We start from the raw sequence: 17,121 nt of genomic DNA, 5'->3' as shown, positions 1-17,121 counted from the left end.
GGCGGTCTCGCCCCTGGTCATACGGTAGGGATCAGGGCTGGGCCACGGCCTGGCGCGCGGCATCCATCAGCGCCTCGCCGATGCGCGGCGCCCACTTCTCTTGCACGCCGGCGGTGGCTGCGGCGAAGGCGGCACGCTCGGCCTCGCTCAGTTCGATCACCTCCACGCCGCGCTCGCGGATATCGGCCAGGCGCTGGGCCTGGGCGCTGCGCGACAGCTCGATCTCCCACTTGCCGGCGTCGATGGCGGCCTGGCTGAGCAGCTCGCGATCGGCTTCGGGCAGGGATTTCCACACGCGCTGGTTGACCGCGAAGATCAGCGGGTCGGCCATGTAGTCCCACAGGGTCAGGTACTTCTGCCCGACCTGGTCGATGCGCGCCACATCGAACACCGACAGCGGGTTCTCCTGGCCGTCCACCGCGCCGGTAGTCAGCGCCGGCTTGGCGTCGGCCCAGCTCATCTGCGTGGGGTTGGCGCCGAGGGCGTTGAAGGTGTCCTGGAACAGCGGCGAGCCGACCACGCGGATCTTCAGGCCGGCCAGGTCCGCCGGGCTGCGCACCGGCTTGGCCGAATTGGACAGCTGGCGGAAGCCGTTCTCGCCCCAGGCCAGCGGTACGATGCCGCGCTGCTCGATGGCGGCGAAGGCCAGCTTGCCGGCCTCGCCCTGAGTGATGGCGTCGAGGTCGGCGTCGCTCTGCATCAGAAACGGCAGGGAGAACAGATTGAGCTCCGGCACCTGCGGCGACCAGTTGATGGTCGAGCCGACGGCCATGTCGATCAGCCCGGAGCGCATGGCGGAGAACTCCTTGGTCTGATCGCCCGCCACCAGCTGCGCGTTGGGGTAGACGCGCAGGGTGATGCGCCCCGCGGAGCGTTCGTTGACCAGGTCGGCCCACTTCTGCGCGGCCTGGCCCCAGGGGAAGGCGTCCGACAGCACGGTGGAGACGGAGTATTCGCGCGCCTGCGCGGTGGCGCACAGGGCGGCCAGCGCGGCGCCGGTGGCGAGTGCGGAGAAGAGTCGCTTGAGTTTCATCGGGGGCGTCGTCCTTGTATGGATCTTGGTCGTTGTCGTCGTGACACCGGCAAGGCGGTGCGGATCCAGCGGCGAGCGGATGACTCGCCTGGCGCGCCCGGTCGGTGCGCGAGGAGGGACACGGCAGGTGTCTCGGCTGCCGGGCAGGCCTTGTGGGCAATCGGCAGGCGCCAGCGGGTTACGCTTAGCCGCCTAACTATTCCAGAAGCGCGCGGCGAATGCCATTGGCCGAAGGCCGCATCCTCACCGAGGGGTGCGCCAGCCAAACAGGGCCTCGCCCGGCAATAAGCGAAAGGCATCACAGTTCAGCAGCGCGCCAATTGCCCTGCAGCCTGATCGCCATTAATTGTTAATGTGTTTGCAACACGGATACATTTAATCTCGCTCCGCACAACGCCTTGGAGAAGGTAGTACCAGGGATCACCGGCCACATTTGCATCACAGGGATGACCACCAGCATGCGCTCCACCAAAACCTCCGCACACCTGTTCGATCTCGCCCTGCCGACCATTCCCGACGGTGTCAGCTCACCGATGCGAGCCTTTCGCCAGGTCGGTGGCAACCCGATCTGCGCGGCCTCGGGCAACGGCGCGACGCTCACCGACGTCGACGGCAACGTCTACACCGATTTCCTCAATGCGTTCGGCGCCCAGCTGCTGGGCCATGCCCACCCGGCGGTGGTCGAGGCGATCCGCCAACAGGCCGCCCGAGGCACCGTGCTCGGGCTCACCTCGCCGTTGGAACACCGTCTGGCGCAACGCATCGTCGAAAGCACGCCGGCGATCGAGCAGATCCGCTTCGTCTGCAGCGGCACCGAAGCGGTGATGACCGCCACCCGCATCGCCCGCGCCCATACCGGCCGCAACCTGCTGGTCAAGTTCGTCGGCTCCTATCACGGCCACTCCGACGTCCTCCTGGCCAGCCCGACCACCTCGGGCATCAAGACCAAGGGCGTGACCCAGGGCATTCCGGAAAACCTCAACCGCGAGGTGCTGCTCTGCCAGTACAACGACCAGGCCCAGCTCAGCAACCTGTTCGCCGAACATGGCGACGCCATCGCCGCGGTCATAGTCGAGCCCTACGCCACCAACATGGGTTTCGTCCGCCCGCAGCCGGGCTTCATGGCCGAGATCCGCCGCCTGTGCGATCAGTTCGGCTCGCTGTTCATCTTCGATGAGGTGGTCACCGGATTCCGCTTCACCTTCGGCGGCATCTGCAACCTGATGGATATCGATCCCGACCTGGTCACCTTCGGCAAGATCATCGGCGGCGGCGCCCCCATCGGCGCCTACGCCGGCAAGGCCCGCTTCATGCAGCACGTGGCGATCGGCAATACGGTGTTCCAGTCGGGAACCTTCGCCGCCAATCCGCTGACCATGGCCGCCGCCAACGCCGCCCTCGACGTAATGGCGCAAGCCGGCTTCTACGAGGAGCTCGAGCGCAAGGGACAACTGCTCGAGTCGAGCCTGAACAAGGCCTTCAACGCCCACAACATCCCCTTCCTGTTCACCCGCTATGGCGCCCTCGGCGGCGTGGCGTTCCGCGACAGCCAGCGCGCGATGAAGTCGTACAAGGACGTGAAGACCCAGCACTACGAGATCTACACCAAGGTGCACCAGCTGATGCTGGACAAGGGCTTCCTCATGGCGCCGTCGCTGGAGGAGCCGATCTTCCTTGGCGCTGCCCACAGCGACGACGACCTGCGCAGCTTCGCCAGCGCACTCGGCGAAGCGGCCAGCGAAGCCCTGGCTGCCCACCGCCAGGCCTTTCCGGTTCTGTTGCCGTTCTAGCCCCACGACCGACCATCACTGTTCTATCAAGGAGGAATACACATGAATGCTGCAGTCGAGTTCAAAAACAGCCCGTTCTTCGAGTCGGTCAACAAGTGGTACGCGTCCGCCACGGTGCGCAACAGCCCGCGCATCCTGGTGCCGGAGACCGCCAAGGGTGAGTTCACCTACCCCCAGTCCCGCCAACTGCTCAGCGAACACCCCAAGGTCCAGGCCCTCGGTCATGACGGCATGGCCTTTGTCCTGGCCCAGTCGGCCTACCAGTACATGTACGAGATCGGCCTGCTGGAAACCCGTTTCGTCATCGACTGCAGCCTGAACCTGATCAACAACGTCATCGCCGGGGCCAGCGAGGAAGAAAAGCTCGATGCCCTGACCGTGGTCATCGACGAGGGCTACCACGCTCACGTCGCGCTGGATTACATCATCCAGATGAAGGCCATGACCGGCATCGAGCCGCTCGAGGTGCCGCAGAGCAACGGCAACCTGGACGCCGTCCGGCGCGCCTTCGAGCAGCTGCCGCAGCAGATGCACAACGACTTCCAGCTGATCTCGGTGACCCTGGCCGAGCACACCCTGACCAAGGACCTGATCAGCATCGGCCGCGAAAAGGGCGCCTCGCAGTCCTTCACCAAGGTGATGACCGACCACGTTTCCGACGAGGGCCGGCACGCCAGCTATTTCGCCAAGCTGATGGGCGCCCACTGGAAGCGCCTGCCGGAAGAAACCCGAGTGGTCATCGGGCGCATGCTGCCCGCCTATCTGGACGACTACCTCGCCGGCGACGCCGATCGCTCGGTCGACCAGCGCATCCTGCGCGCCTGCGGTTTCGACGAGGACGAGGTGAACACCATCCTCGCACAGACCCAGGACGAGTTCATGGCCCGGCTCGACGGCTATATCAGCACCACCAAGGCCAATCTGGTGAAGCTGCTGCAGCGCACCGGCGTACTCGACCACCAGCCGACCCGGGCGGCCTTCGCCGAGCACGGCATCTCCCTCTAGTCGAACGACGACAAGTCCCCTACAAGATTCGACAGGAGCCTGATGACATGTTGCTAGACCGACTCCGCACGCTTGCGCTCTCCATACCGGACCACCCCGCCGTGGTGGCCGGCGGCGCATCGCTCGCCTACGCCGAACTGGAACGGCTTTCCTCCTGCCTGGCCGGTTGCCTGGCGCACCAGGGCCTGCCCGGCCAGGCGCTGGTGGCGATTTACACCGATCGTGACGTTCACGCCATCACCGCCTTGCTCGGTGTGCTCAAGGCGGGGGCGGCCTACACCTTCGTCGAGGAGGACGGCATCGTCGAGGAGAACCACCAGCGCCTGGCCAACATGGGCCCCGACCTGGTGCTCTGCGCTGCCCGGCATGTTGCGCCCCTGCGCCAACTCGGCCTGCAGGCGCTGGACATGCACGCGGCCCTGCAGGGCCCCAGGCTGGAGCCGGGACTGCCCGCCGCCGACGACACCGCCTACGTGCTCTTCACGTCCGGCTCGACCGGCCAGCCGAAGGGCGTGTCGGTCAGCCACGCCAACATCGCGCACTACATCCAGGGCGTGAGTCGTTGCCTGGGTATCGGCGACGGCCTGCACTACGCCCATGTCAGCACGCTGGCCGCCGACCTGGGCAATACCTCCCTGCTGCTCTCGCTCGCCAGCGGCGGCTGCCTGCACCTGCTCGGGACCGAGCTGCGCAAGGACCCCGGTGCCCTGCGCAGCTACCTGGAAGAGCGGCGAATCGACTTTCTCAAGATCACCCCGTCGCACTGGCGGGCGGTCTTCGGCGACCCTATGGCCTTGCCGCAGCTGCAGTACCTGGTGTTCGGCGGCGAGGCCCTGCCCAAGACCCTGGCTCGGCAGGTGCTCGAATCGACCCGGATCGGCCGGTTGTTCAACCACTACGGGCCGACTGAGACCACGGTTGGCGTCACCGCCTACCCGGTGACCGATCTCGCCGCCCTCGACGCGCTGCCAGGCGAGGCCGTTCCGATCGGCCGGCCCTTTGGCGATACCCGGCTGTGCGTACGCAGCGAAACGGGTACCTTCATGAGCAGCGGGCGCGGTGAACTGTACATCGGCGGCCCTTCGGTAGCCCTCGGTTACCGCGACAATCCGCAGGCCTCGGCGGAGCGCTTCGTCGAGCTGCAGTCACCGCATGGCGAGCTGCGCTTCTATCGCACCGGCGATCTGGTCAACCTCGACGACAGCGGCCTGGCGCACTTTCTCGGCCGGGTGGATCGGCAGGTCAAGATCAATGGCCACAGGGTCGAACTGGAGCACATCGAGAACGTCATGCGCGGCGTCGCCGAAGTCGAGGATGCCGCCGCGCTGATCCTGACGGTGCGTGGTCGCGAACGACTGGTGGCGGCGATCCGCTCGCCGCGCCTGGATGATCCCGACAACTGGCTGAAAGAGCGCCTGCAGAAGGTGATTCCAAGCTACATGGTGCCGGCGCGGATCCTGCGCCTGGCCGAATTCCCGCGCAATGCCAATGGCAAGACCCAGCTCGCCGAGCTGCGCCAGACGCTGCTCGCCGAACTAGACACGCCCACCCACGAGCAATCGGCCGCATCGGCGCCACGCCCGGCTGCGGACGGGCCGCACGAGGAGATCAGGCGGATTTTCTGCAAGCATTTGCGCCTTGCCGAGGCCAGCGACGACGCCGGCTTCTTCGAGCTGGGCGGGGACTCGCTGGATGCGATCCAGATGATCGCGGAACTGCAGGAGCGCGGTCACCCGGTCACCGCCCACGCCTTTCTCAAACAACCGAGTATCCAGGGGCTGCTGAACGGCCTGGCCGCGCAACGACATGAACCCTCGGCGCGCGCCAGGCAACTGGAGAACCTGCGGCTGTTCTCGCCCGCTCAGCGCGAGCTGTTGGAACAGCGCCTGGCGATTCCCGATCACTATAACCAGGCCCTGCTGCTGCGCAGCGCCAACAAGATCGACGTCGCCCTGCTCAACGCCGCCCTGAGCCGCCTGATGGCCAGGCACCCTTCGCTGGCGATGTCCTACGGCGAGGATGGCCAGGGCGCCTTTACCAGCCATGTTCCGCAGGACGGCAACGACATCCTCAGCGTCTCGTTCATGACCGGCGACAGCGAGGCGGAGCTGCAGGCCCACGTGGAACGGGTCGGCGAGCGGGTGCAGGGCTCCCTTTCGCTGAACGACGGCCGCATCTTCCGCGTCCACCTGTTCAAGGTCAGCGCGGGCGACGACCTGCTGCTGCTCGTCGCCCATCATCTGGCGGTCGATCTGATCTCCTGGCGCATCATCAGCGCCGAGCTCAGCCGGCACTACGCCGACCTGCACTTCGGCGCCGAAGCCGCACCCTCGGATCTCCGTCACAACTTCTGGGATTGGGTCGAGCACCTCGAGCAGTCCAAACAGCAGATGCAAGGTCCCTGGCTGGAGCAGGTTCGTGAGTATGCCGACGGCAGCCGCCCCGGCTACTTCTCCGCCGACAATACCGAAGGCAACGCCTCCAGCCTGTGGCTGGGCTTCTCCGCCGCGGACAGCCGTCGACTGCTGCGCAGCGGCACGCCGCTGCATCAGCTGCTGCTGGCGCTGTTCGCCCGCAGCCTGGCGCGGCAGCGAGGTGGCCAGGCCCTGCTGGTGGATGTCGAGAGCCACGGTCGGACCAGCCTGGACGAGCGCACGGACGCAAGCGGCGTGGTCGGCTGGCATACCTCCACGTTCCCCCTGCGCCTCGACCTGGCCGGACTCGACCTCGACGGCGCCCTGCAGCAGGTCGCCACGACCTTCGCCGCCGTCGAGCACCTGGGCATGGGCCATGGCCTGCACCGCATCGCCGGGCAGGAACGCTACCGTCCCAGCGCCCCTGTCTGCTTCAACTATCTGGGCGACGTCAACTTCAGCCATGACCCGCGTTTCGCGCTCACGCCAGCCAGATACGCCTTCGGCCTGGCGCGCCACCCGCAGAACAACCGCTGCCACGAGCTGAAGCTCAGTGCCCGGATTCTCGATGGCCAGTTGCTGATCGACCTGTCGTTCCCGCAAAGCGTGCAGGCAGCCGACATGCATGCACTGATGCTCGAACTCGGCGCCCAGTTGAGCGCCCAGGCCGGGTTGGCCACGAACGCCGCCCAGCTCCTGCTGGAGACGGGCACGCGTACCGGGCTGATCAACTACGCTCCGCGCCCACTGCTGGCGCAGACGCGCCAACAGCGCCATCGCGACTATCACCACATCCTGCTCACCGGCGCCACCGGCTACATCGGCATCTATGCGCTCAAGGAACTGCTGTTCCGCTCCACCGCGCAGGTGCATTGCCTGGTGCGGCGCAAGGGCAACGAAAGCGCCTTCGCCCGACTTCAGCGACTGTTCTCCTGGTACTTCCCCGGCCTCGACCTGGCGGGATTCCGTGAGCGCCTGAGCCTGCACGAAGGCGACGTCGGCGCACCCCACCTGGGCCTGGAGCAGCAGGCCTATCGACGACTGGCCGAAGAACTCGACGCAATCTACCACTTCGCCGCCGATACGCGCCTGTTCGGCGCCGAAGAAGACTTTTCCCGCCAGAACCTGCAGTCGGTGAAGACCTGCATGGCACTGGCCAGTCTGCGCCGCGCCAAGGATCTGCACTACATGTCCACCCTGGCAGTCAGCGGGGTCAACCCGGGGCAGCAGCGACTGAGGTTCTCCGAGGACTCGCTGGATATCGGCCAGGAATTCCAGAACCCCTACGAGCAGAGCAAGTACAAGGCCGAACAACTGGTCAACGGCTTCCGCCTGCAGGGCCACGACGCCTTCATCTACCGTTCCGGCAACGTCTCGGCGGACTCGCGCAACGCCCGCTTCCAGGTCAATGCCCGCGACAACCGGCTGGTGCAGTTCCTCGCCTCCTGTGCGCGGGCCGGTCACCTGCCGCAACACCTGGGTGAACCGGTGATTCTGTCGCCCGTCGATCAGGTTGCCGGCGGCATCGTCGCGATTTCCCTGGATGCGGCCTGCGGCCCCGGCACCTATCACGTCGATAGCCAGCACGAGATCGGCATGGACAGGTTGTTCGCCGCCATGGAGCGCTCCGGCTTGAGATTTCAACGCAGCGCATGCGCCGACTTCGCCGAGCTGTTCGGCAGCCTCGACTGCTCCGACGACCCCGATCTACAGCTCGGCCGCTTCTGGGCCAACCGCAAGAGCCGCAACGTCAGCTACTGCAACCAGCGCACGCTGTGCACGCTCGAGCGACTCGGCATGGGCTTCACCGCCCTCTCTGACGAGTGGCTGGACGCCTTCGTCGCAGCCCTGAGCGAAGAGAAGATTTTCACGCCGCGTACCGACAGTCGCAGAGCCGAACCACCAAGACTGTTGCAGATGCAGGCCTGAATCCCCAGCGCAACCTGCTGCCGGAGGCATGCAGGGCTGCGGTGGATCAACGTGCCCCGAAAACAACCCAAGGAGATAGGTTTGTGGAAACGCTCAACAACAACTTTCGCCTCACCGAGGCCCATGTCGCCGACTATCAGCGCACCGGCTTCGTTCTGCTGAAGCAGTTCTTCTCCAGCGACATGATCGATTACCTGCGCAAACGGGTGAACGATGAGCTGGAAACGCCGACCGACCACTACCAGAAGGGCTTCGACAAGTTGCGCTATGACCTGTGCAACGACGACGAAGTGATTTTCGAGCTGATCGGCGATCCTCGCTTCAAGCGCATCATGACCGACCTGACCCAACGTCGCCTGTTCTTCACCCAGGGCGTCGGTTTCGGTCTGAAGAAGAATCTGAGCAAGGGCTTCACCTGGCACATCGAGTCGCAGAGCTTCGGCTTCAACCGCTCCGAGGACTACGGCACTACCCTCTGGGCGCCGCTGCACCGCATCGACACCCGCAAGCAGGGTGGCGGGATGCGCTACGTGCCGCGCGACGTGATCTCGGGCGAGTTCATGTACGACTACATCGACCCCGCGGTCTTCCGCTGCCTGGGTGAGCGCATCCAGTCCGGCGGTATCGCCTTCGAGGACTATGTCGCGCTGCGTGACGAACCGCTCAACTCGTCGGGCATCGGTCGCCTGCTCGAATACTTCTCGGTGGAAGACGACTTCGAACTGGGCGACGTCCTGCTCTTCGACAAGTACGTCATCCACCGCAGCGTGCCGCTGGGCGAAGGCGAGCTGGAAAGCCGCGACGCCTTCTCCCTGCGCTTCATCGCCGACGACTCGCGCTACGACCTGGAGCGCGCGCGCAGCATCGAGATTCCCCGCGACCATTACGGCTACGCCGGGCCGACCCGCTTTCACCTTGAGATCTGCAAGGAGGACGACAGCCTCATCGTCGACAGTCCCTATTTCGACGCCGATCGCGAGCGCCGCTTCATCAGCGCCTGATCCCACCAGCGGAGCCTCGGCTCCGCTGGCCAGCCACGCAAAGGAGAGCCTCATGCAACAACAGCAGATCGACCATTACGCCCACAAACTGGAGTTCGAGATCGACTCCTGGGACCTCGCCGAAGCGCAGAAGGCCAAGGACGACATCGTCGTGCTCGACGCCCGCTCCGCACAGGCCTATGACCAGGCGCACATCCCCGGCGCGGTCAGTTTCCCGCACAAGCGCATGACCGCCGAACACACCGGCGACCTGCGGCGCGATGCGCTCTATGTCGTCTATTGCGACGGCATCGGCTGCAACGCCTCCACCGCCGGCGCGCTGAAAATGGCGCGTCTCGGCTTCCGTGTGAAGGAGCTGATCGGCGGCCTCGACTGGTGGAAACGCAGCGGTTTCCCGCTCGCCAGCGCGCATGCGCAGCAGGCGACCAACACAGCCGCAGCGAGCTGCGCCTGCGACTGACCCCATCCCTGAGGAAACGAACATGCCCTACGTGAATATCAAGGTCACCGACCTCGGCGTGACCCGCGCCCAGAAAGCCGAACTGATCGCCGGCGTGACCCGCTTGCTGCAGGAAGTGCTGAACAAGGACCCGGCCAGCACCTTCGTCCTGATCGACGAGGTCAATACCGACAACTGGGGGACCGGCGGCGAGCAGGTCAGCGAACGCCGCAAGCGCCTGGGACACTGACGGCGCGATGGACTCGCTACTGCCCGATATTGCCTGGTACTGGCTGGTCGGCCTGGTGCTGACGGCGCTGGCCGCCGGCTACATGGATGCCATCGCCGGAGGCGGCGGCCTGATCCAGATGCCGTTGCTGCTGCTCAGCGGCCTGCCGCCGCTCAGCGTGCTGGCCACCAACAAGGCGGTCGCCCTGACCGGCACCGCCAGCGCCACCCTGCGCTACATGCTGGACGGCCAGGTGGCCTGGCGAGTGGTGCGGGTCGCCGCCCTGCCTTGCATGCTGGCCGCCTTCCTCGGCAGCCAGCTGGCCATGCATATGCCAGGCTGGCTGCTCGAGCTGGCGCTACTCGGCTGTCTGGTCGCCGCCCTGCTGGTGGCCTTGCTGGTCAGACCCGGAGTGGAACGGCAGAGTGAACCGATCGCCTCGCGCCTGCGGATCATCGCCAGCCTGGCGCCAGTCGGACTCTATGACGGTTTCTCGGGGCCGGGCACCGGGCTGTTCCTGACCCTGGTCAAGCATGCCCGGTTGCGCCTGGGGCTGCTGGTCGCCACGGCGACCACCAAACCCCTGAACCTGCTGACCAACCTTGGTGGCGTCGCCGCCTTCGTCTGGGCCGGCGCGGTGGTCTGGCAGTTGGCCCTGCCGATGATCCTGGCCAACATGCTCGGCGGCTGGCTGGGTAGCAGGGCGGCGATCCGCAACGGCGCGCGCCTGATCCGGCCGGTGCTGCTAGGCATGCTGGCGCTGCTGTGCGCGATGGCGCTGGGGAAACTCATCCATGCCCTGCCCTGAGACTCAAGCAGGCTGCGCGCCCATCTCCTTGAGGCGATGGCCGACCGCAACGATGGCCTCGATCGCCGGCTTCAGCTCCTGGCCGAGGGAGGAGAGGCTGTACTCGACGCTCGGTGGCGAGGTCGCCAATACCTGGCGGTTCACCACTCCGTCGGCCTCCAGCTTCTTCAGCCGGGCGCTCAGCACCTTGGCCGAGATCCCCGGGATGTCCGCCTTGAGCTCGCTGAAACGGCGCGGGTGCTGGCTCAGGTACCAGATGATGTTCGGCGTCCAGGCACCGCCGATGATGTTCAGGCACTCGCTCAACGGGCAGTTCGCCGGTGGACGGGAAACGGTGTTGCGGCGTCTGGGCAGCATGGCCAAGCTCCTCGAAATCGGTTACCAGATGGTAACCCATAAATCAGCAAACCAATCATCATCAGGTATACATAAGAAACTAACGATACATAGACTACTGCGCATGGCAGGAGGCCGGGAAGACCTCATGCCATACCAGGTCGGACGCCACCACAGGGCCAAGCGACAACCCGCGGCGGCCGTCCCGGCAGCGATGCAGAGCCACACCGGCTCGAGCAACAGGATGAGCACTTCGCTCGCAACCATGATGGGAGACATTCATGTACAAGTTCTACTACATGCCAGGCGCCTGCTCTCTGGCCATTCATGCCCTGCTCAACGAACTCCAGCAGGATGTGCAGATCATCGACCGCAGCAAGGCGCAGGACTTCGAGCGACTCGAGTCGCGCGGCATGGTACCGGTGCTGGTCGACAACGGGCAGGTCATTCGCGAGGGCGCAGCCATCGTCCTCTATCTGCTGGAGAAGCATAAGAATCAGATGCTTCCCGAAGGCGGGCTGGAGAAGGCCCGCTTCATCGAGTGGCTGATGTTCGCCAACGCCACCATGCATCCGGCCTATGGCCGACTGTTCTTCATCGGCCGCAACCTGGCCGACGGCCCGGCCAAGGAGCAGGCGCTGAACGCTGCCAGCAACATCATCAGCACGCTCTGGGAGTCGGTGGAGCAACAGCTGCAGCACAGCACCTTCGTCTGCGGCCCGCGCCTGACGGTGGTAGACATGATGCTGGCGGTCTACGCCAGCTGGGGCGAGTACTTCCCGGTGGACATCCTCATCGGCGAGCGCACGCGCGAGGTGATCGCCGCGGTTCGTGCGCACCCGGCCTTCGTCAAGGCGGTGAACGACGAGCAGGAAGCCTCGAAGTAACTCCATGACGCCGGCGGCGGCCCGCGCGGCCGCCGCTCCGGTTCACTGCGACAGCTACAGGATGCGGCCATGCGCTTGCTCAACGATATTTCCCTCTCCGCCATCAATGCCGGTTTCGTCACCGTGCTGGTGGGTTTCACCAGCTCCGCGGTGCTGGTGTTCCAGGCCGCCCAGGCCCTGGGGGCGACGCCCGCCCAGATCGGCTCATGGATGCTCGCCCTGTGCATCGGCATGGGTGTCACCGGCATCGCCCTGTCCCTGCGCTACAAGGCACCCATCGCCATCGCCTGGTCGACCTCCGGCGCGGCGATCCTGGCCAGCGGCGCCTCCGGCATTTCCCTGGAGCAAGCCACCGGCGCCTTCATCGTCTGCGGCCTGCTGATCGCCCTGTGCGGGTTCAGCGGCTGGTTCGAACGGATCGTCCAGCGCATCCCGCAGGCCATCGCCTCGGGTATGCTCGCCGGCATCCTGCTGCGCTTCGGCCTGGATGCCTTCGCCGCCATGCAGAGCCAGTTCAGCCTGGTGTTCACCATGTTCATCGCCTACCTGCTGGCTCGCCGCCTGCTGCCCCGCTATGCGGTGATGGCGCCGCTGCTGGTCGGCATCGCCATCGCCGCCAGTCGCGGCCAGCTGGACTTCGCCGGCGTCGAGCCGAGCCTGACCCGTCCCGAATGGGTCACTCCGGAATTTTCCCTGCAGGCCATGATCGGCATCGCCCTGCCGCTGTTCGCCGTGACCATGGCCTCGCAGAACCTGCCCGGACTCACCGTGCTGCGCGCCTCCGGCTATCAGACGTCCAGCTCCCCGCTGATCGGCTGGACCGGCCTCGCCACCACGCTGCTGGCCCCCTTCGGCGCCTATGCACTGAACCTGGCGACCATCACCGCCGCCATCTGTACCGGCCGCGAGGCTCACGAGGACCCGGGCCGGCGCTATACGGCGGCGGTTGCCGCCGGCTTCTTCTACCTGCTGGTAGGACTGTTCGGCAGCGCCATCGGCGCCCTGTTCCTGGCCTTCCCCCGCGAGCTGATCCTGGCCATCGCCGGCCTGGCGCTGCTCGGCACCATCGGCAACGGCCTGGCCAGCGCCCTGCAGGAGGAGAAACACCGCGAAGCCGCGCTGATCACTTTTCTAGTCACCGCCTCGGGGGTGACCCTGCTGGGCGTCGGCTCGGCGTTCTGGGGCATGCTGGCCGGCGGCCTGGCCATCCTGCTGCAGACCCGGCCAGGCCTGCCCCAGTGGCTGCCGCGCCTACGCGGCAAGCCCCAGGAATCGCGCGATTGATCGCCACGGCGCCCATCGGCGTACTCGACTCGGGGCTTGGTGGCCTGTCGCTGCTGCCGGCCCTGCACGCGGAACTGCCGCAGGAAAGCCTGTGCTACGTGGCCGACTCGGGCAACGCGCCTTATGGCGACCGATGCGCCAGCTGGATAACCGAACGCTCGGCGCAGATCATCCGCTTCCTCGAGCGCCAGGGCTGCAAGGCCGTGGTTATCGCCTGCAACACCATCACCGCGGTCGCGGTGGAACGACTGCGGCGCCGTTTCGACATTCCCATCATCGCCATCGAACCGGCGATCAAGCCGGCCGTTGCCCTGAGCCGTAGCGGCGTCGTCGCCGTCCTGGCGACCACCAGGACCCTGGGCAGCGACAGCCTGCAGCGGCTGCGCGAACGTCATGGCGATGGCAGGCGGATACTCTTCGTGCCCTGCCCGGGCCTGGCCGACCACGTCGAGCGGGGTGAGCTGCACTCACCCGGCCTGCTGGCACAGCTGCGCGACCTGCTGACCCCGGCCCTGGAACAGGGGGCCGACACCCTGGTACTGGGCTGCACCCACTACCCCTTCCTGATCGACGCCATTGCCGAAGTCGCAGGATCGCAGGTGCGCATCATCGACCCATCGCCGGCGGTGGCCGCCGAGGTGAGACGGCGGCTGGCCGCCAGCGGCACGCTCAACCCAGGCCGGCAACGGGGCAGGATAACGCTGTGGAGCAGCGCCTCGGCGGCGAAGTCCCGGCACCTGGCCGGCCGGCTGAGCGGCCTGCACGTCGCGGCGCAGCTGCTCCCGCCGCTACCCTAGACCGGCTCAGGTTCGCCCGTGGTACAGGTCGAGTTCCGGACAGGCACGTGCACTCTGCTCGATCCGCGCCGCGATATCGGCCACCGTCACGCGGCTCAGCTCTGCTTCCAAGGCGGCAACAGCGGCGTCGATCTTTTCCTGCAGTACCGGCTGGATGTACCGGCCCACCGCACAGCCTTCGTCGGGGGAAGCCCGGTGCAAGGTGAATAGCGGCACGCGTTCGACCGCCTGGTAAATATCCAGCAAGCTGATGCTGTCGGCCGGTCTGGCCAGCAGCGCACCGCCGCCCTGCCCCAGCTGAGACGTGGTGAAACCGGCCTCGTTGAGCATCGACAGGATGCGGCGGATCACCGAGGCATTGGTGCTGGCGCTCTTGGCGATGATTTCCGATGGAAGGGGTTCATTTTCATGAATGGCCAATCCAGTGAGGATATGTACTGCAACTGCGAACCGAGTACTGGCTGGCATCTACAAGTTTCCTGAGTGGGTTGTTTAGAGCGAAAGCGTGACACTCGGCCAGAAGATAACCAACCCAGGCTACCGCTCGACCTCGTCACCAAGCGTCTCGATTGCGACACCAGATCACTTAGCGCCCATAGAACTAGAGACGTTCTACGCCAGGTTAAAGCTGACCAGCAAATCAATAACCTAAGTCTTTGGTCCAATGCCCCTGGGTGCGTCCCTTGCCATTGGCCCAGCAAAGACGCCAGGGCGCTGGAGCGCGTGCCGCGGCCTCTTGCCATCGGGAAGTGACGACCTTGCATGACGGCGGGTGCCCCTCGGCCATCTTCATGCCCCGGGCATTTCCCATGGCGCGCTCGAGCAGCAGGGTGTTGTTCGCGCCCTGAGCGTGGCGCAGTTGGTCGACCACCTCGACGCCCGGTGCGAAGCAGCATTGCAGTTCACCGTCAAGCGCGCCGGCCCACCAAGGTGGCCCACGGCGCCAGGTTGTCACCGGCAAGATCGGCGGCTTGCCGCAGGCGCAGGAGGTGGGTCCGCGTGGTCAAGCCGCTCGACGTGCGCGGGAGCATCGAGCGGCTGCGGGCCCTGCCGGCCGATCGAAGAAGGTCAACGGCCGGTGCGAGCGAGGCGCCGGCAACGTGCGGCGGCAGTCAGCCGCGGGTGGCGGAACGCCAGGACGTATCCCGCCAGCGCTCCGGCGCCACTGAGCGCCTCAGCCCGCCTCGTTCAACAGATCGTGCAGCTCGACGAACTGCTGGGTCAGCTTGTGCCGCGCATCCAGATGGATCAGCGGCGTGCACACCTGGTGCGATTCGCGCATCTTCACCGAGCTCATCAGGTTGACCGGCAGCACCGGCAGCCCCTCGGCGATCAGCTCGTCGAGCAACTGCTGGGGCAAGGTTGCGCGCGGCTGGAACTGGTTGACCACTATGCCCTCCACCTCCAGCGCCTCGTTGTGATCGTCCTTGAGCTCCTCGATCTCGGCCAACAGGCCATAGAGTGCGTTGCGCGAAAAGCTGTCGCAATCGAAGGGGATCAGCACGCGGTCGGCGGCTATCAGCGCGGAAACCGTGTAGAAATTCAGCGCCGGCGGAGTATCCAGATAGATGTGGTCGTAGTCCTCGGCCAGCTCGTCGAGCAGTTTGCGCAACTTGTTGATCTTGTGCTTCTGCTCCAGCTTCGGCTGCAGCTCGGCCAGCTCGGCGGTGGCGGTGACCAGGTGCAGGTTGTCGAACGGCGTCTCGTAGATGTCCACCTTGCCCTTCTTGGCGAAGGGGCCGCTGGCCAGGGTCTGCTTGAAGAAGTCGGCGATGCCCATGGGAATGTCCTCGCCGGTCAGGCCGGTGAGGTAATGGGTCGAGTTGGCCTGGCTGTCGAGATCGATCAGCAGGGTGCGATAGCCCTGGGCCGCGCTGACCGCGGCGAGATTGCAGGCGATGCTGGACTTGCCCACGCCGCCTTTCTGGTTGAACACCACACGCCGCATCTCACACCTCCCTGAGCCTCAGATGGCCTTGGATTCTATGCAAAGCCCGTGACAAGCGCGAGGAGCTTGCCCGGCCGATAGCAAAGAGGCCGCTTGCGCGGCCTCTGTTCTGCTTACTGGTGATACTGCGCCGACAACTCGTGCACCGCTTCGAAGAAGGCGCCGGCGTGGGCCGGGTCGACTTCCGGGGTGATGCCGTGGCCGAGGTTGAATACATGACCGCTGCCGCTGCCGTAGGCAGCGAGGATGCGCGCCACCTCGGCGCGGATCGCCGCCGGGTTGGCGTACAGCACGCTCGGGTCCATGTTGCCCTGCAGCGCCACCTTGGCCCCGACGCGCGCACGGGCGCTGCCGATATCGCAGGTCCAGTCCAGGCCCAGTGCCTCGGCGCCGCTATCGGCCATGGACTCCAGCCACAGGCCGCCGCCCTTGGTGAACAGGATCACCGGTACACGGCGGCCGTCGTGCTCGCGGATCAGGCCCGTGACTATCTTCTGCATATAGGCCAGGGAGAATTCCTGGTAGGCCGCCGCCGACAGCGAACCGCCCCAGGAATCGAAGATCTGCACCGCCTGGGCGCCGGCCTTGATCTGCCCGTTGAGGTAGGCGGTGACCGCCTGGGCCAGCTTGTCGAGCAGCGCGTGCATGGCCTGCGGGTTGTCGTAGAGCATGGCCTTGGACTTGCGAAAATCCTTGCTGGAGCCGCCCTCGACCATATAGGTCGCCAGGGTCCAGGGGCTGCCGGAGAAGCCGATCAACGGCACGCGGCCGTTCAGTTCGCGACGGATGGTGCGCACCGCGTCCATCACGTAGCCCAGGTCCTGTTCGGCATCCGGTACCGGCAGCGCCTCGATATCGGCCAGACTGCCGATCACCTTCTTGAACCGCGGACCCTCGCCGGTCTCGAAGTACAGGCCCTGGCCCATGGCGTCGGGGATGGTGAGGATGTCGGAGAAGAGGATCGCCGCGTCCAGCTGCGGGTAGCGGTCCAGCGGCTGGATGGTGACTTCGCAGGCCAGCTCCGGGTTCTTCATCAGGTTGACGAAGTTGCCCGCCTTGGCGCGGGTGGCGCGGTATTCCGGCAGGTAACGACCGGCCTGACGCATCATCCACACCGGGGTGACGTCCACGGGTTGCTTGAGCAGGGCGCGAAGGAAGCGATCGTTCTTCAGGGCGGTCATGGCAGAGTCCTAGAAAAAAGTGCGGGCATTTTCGCAGAGC

15 protein-coding genes are annotated in these 17,121 nt (G+C 65.9%); 10 read left to right on the top strand and 5 right to left on the bottom strand.

Annotated elements, in window-relative coordinates:
- Positions 1 to 31: 31 nt before the first annotated feature.
- A complete protein-coding gene (locus tag ACUTAF_RS23965; protein WP_445582317.1) occupies positions 32 to 1,033 on the bottom strand; it encodes a DctP family TRAP transporter solute-binding subunit in 1,002 nt (333 codons plus the stop codon).
- A 458-nt stretch (positions 1,034 to 1,491) separates the two neighbouring features.
- Between ACUTAF_RS23965 and ACUTAF_RS23960 the strand changes: the two genes are divergently transcribed.
- The 7 genes from ACUTAF_RS23960 to ACUTAF_RS23930 all read left to right on the top strand — a co-directional run bounded on the left by ACUTAF_RS23960 (position 1,492) and on the right by ACUTAF_RS23930 (position 10,648).
- The gene (locus tag ACUTAF_RS23960; RefSeq protein WP_445582316.1) at positions 1,492 to 2,823 is read left to right on the top strand and encodes an aspartate aminotransferase family protein; all 1,332 of its coding nucleotides are present in this window, start codon (positions 1,492 to 1,494) and stop codon (positions 2,821 to 2,823) included.
- 42 nt (positions 2,824 to 2,865) lie between these two features.
- Positions 2,866 to 3,828 carry a diiron oxygenase gene (locus ACUTAF_RS23955; protein ID WP_445582315.1) on the top strand — a complete coding sequence of 321 codons (963 nt, stop codon included), beginning with the start codon at positions 2,866 to 2,868 and terminating at the stop codon, positions 3,826 to 3,828.
- A 47-nt stretch (positions 3,829 to 3,875) separates the two neighbouring features.
- Positions 3,876 to 8,171, top strand: a complete 4,296-nt coding sequence (locus ACUTAF_RS23950) for an AMP-binding protein (RefSeq protein WP_445582314.1) — start codon at positions 3,876 to 3,878, stop codon at positions 8,169 to 8,171.
- An 83-nt stretch (positions 8,172 to 8,254) separates the two neighbouring features.
- Entirely contained in the window at positions 8,255 to 9,172 is a 918-nt protein-coding gene (locus ACUTAF_RS23945; RefSeq protein WP_445582313.1) for a phytanoyl-CoA dioxygenase family protein, read from the top strand.
- Positions 9,173 to 9,224: 52 nt separating this feature from the next.
- Entirely contained in the window at positions 9,225 to 9,632 is a 408-nt protein-coding gene (locus ACUTAF_RS23940; protein ID WP_445582312.1) for a rhodanese-like domain-containing protein, read from the top strand.
- A 22-nt stretch (positions 9,633 to 9,654) separates the two neighbouring features.
- The gene (locus ACUTAF_RS23935; RefSeq protein WP_445582311.1) at positions 9,655 to 9,861 is read left to right on the top strand and encodes a tautomerase family protein; all 207 of its coding nucleotides are present in this window, start codon (positions 9,655 to 9,657) and stop codon (positions 9,859 to 9,861) included.
- A 7-nt stretch (positions 9,862 to 9,868) separates the two neighbouring features.
- Complete coding sequence (locus ACUTAF_RS23930) at positions 9,869 to 10,648, top strand: sulfite exporter TauE/SafE family protein (RefSeq protein WP_445582310.1); 780 nt, start codon at positions 9,869 to 9,871, stop codon at positions 10,646 to 10,648.
- Between the two features lie 3 nt (positions 10,649 to 10,651).
- Here ACUTAF_RS23930 and ACUTAF_RS23925 read toward each other — a convergent pair whose 3' ends face one another.
- A complete protein-coding gene (locus tag ACUTAF_RS23925; RefSeq protein ID WP_445582309.1) occupies positions 10,652 to 11,005 on the bottom strand; it encodes a winged helix-turn-helix transcriptional regulator in 354 nt (117 codons plus the stop codon).
- A gap of 260 nt (positions 11,006 to 11,265) precedes the next feature.
- On the opposite strand from ACUTAF_RS23925, the gene ACUTAF_RS23920 reads away from it, so the two are divergent.
- The 3 genes from ACUTAF_RS23920 to murI are packed head-to-tail and all read left to right on the top strand — an operon-like array spanning position 11,266 to position 13,952.
- Positions 11,266 to 11,871: a glutathione S-transferase family protein gene (locus ACUTAF_RS23920; protein ID WP_445582308.1), complete on the top strand. Its 606-nt coding sequence runs from the start codon at positions 11,266 to 11,268 to the stop codon at positions 11,869 to 11,871.
- Positions 11,872 to 11,916: 45 nt separating this feature from the next.
- Entirely contained in the window at positions 11,917 to 13,155 is a 1,239-nt protein-coding gene (locus tag ACUTAF_RS23915; protein ID WP_445582500.1) for a benzoate/H(+) symporter BenE family transporter, read from the top strand.
- Positions 13,152 to 13,952 (top strand): glutamate racemase, encoded by an 801-nt coding sequence (gene murI, locus ACUTAF_RS23910; protein ID WP_445582307.1) that lies wholly within the window; start codon positions 13,152 to 13,154, stop codon positions 13,950 to 13,952. Before ACUTAF_RS23915 ends, murI begins: the two co-directional genes overlap by 4 nt.
- A 6-nt stretch (positions 13,953 to 13,958) precedes the next feature.
- Here murI and ACUTAF_RS23905 read toward each other — a convergent pair whose 3' ends face one another.
- The 3 genes from ACUTAF_RS23905 to hemE all read right to left on the bottom strand — a co-directional run bounded on the left by ACUTAF_RS23905 (position 13,959) and on the right by hemE (position 17,081).
- A complete protein-coding gene (locus ACUTAF_RS23905; protein WP_445582306.1) occupies positions 13,959 to 14,420 on the bottom strand; it encodes an Rrf2 family transcriptional regulator in 462 nt (153 codons plus the stop codon).
- A gap of 706 nt (positions 14,421 to 15,126) precedes the next feature.
- Complete coding sequence (locus ACUTAF_RS23900) at positions 15,127 to 15,900, bottom strand: ParA family protein (RefSeq protein ID WP_445582305.1); 774 nt, start codon at positions 15,898 to 15,900, stop codon at positions 15,127 to 15,129.
- 113 nt (positions 15,901 to 16,013) lie between these two features.
- The gene (hemE, locus tag ACUTAF_RS23895) at positions 16,014 to 17,081 is read right to left on the bottom strand and encodes a uroporphyrinogen decarboxylase (RefSeq protein WP_445582304.1); all 1,068 of its coding nucleotides are present in this window, start codon (positions 17,079 to 17,081) and stop codon (positions 16,014 to 16,016) included.
- Positions 17,082 to 17,121 lie beyond the last annotated feature (40 nt).

The sequence above is a fragment of the Pseudomonas sp. SP16.1 genome, from assembly GCF_052682975.1.
The sequence above is the reverse complement of the archived record's forward strand: the minus strand, read 5'-3'. Positions and strand labels throughout refer to the sequence as shown.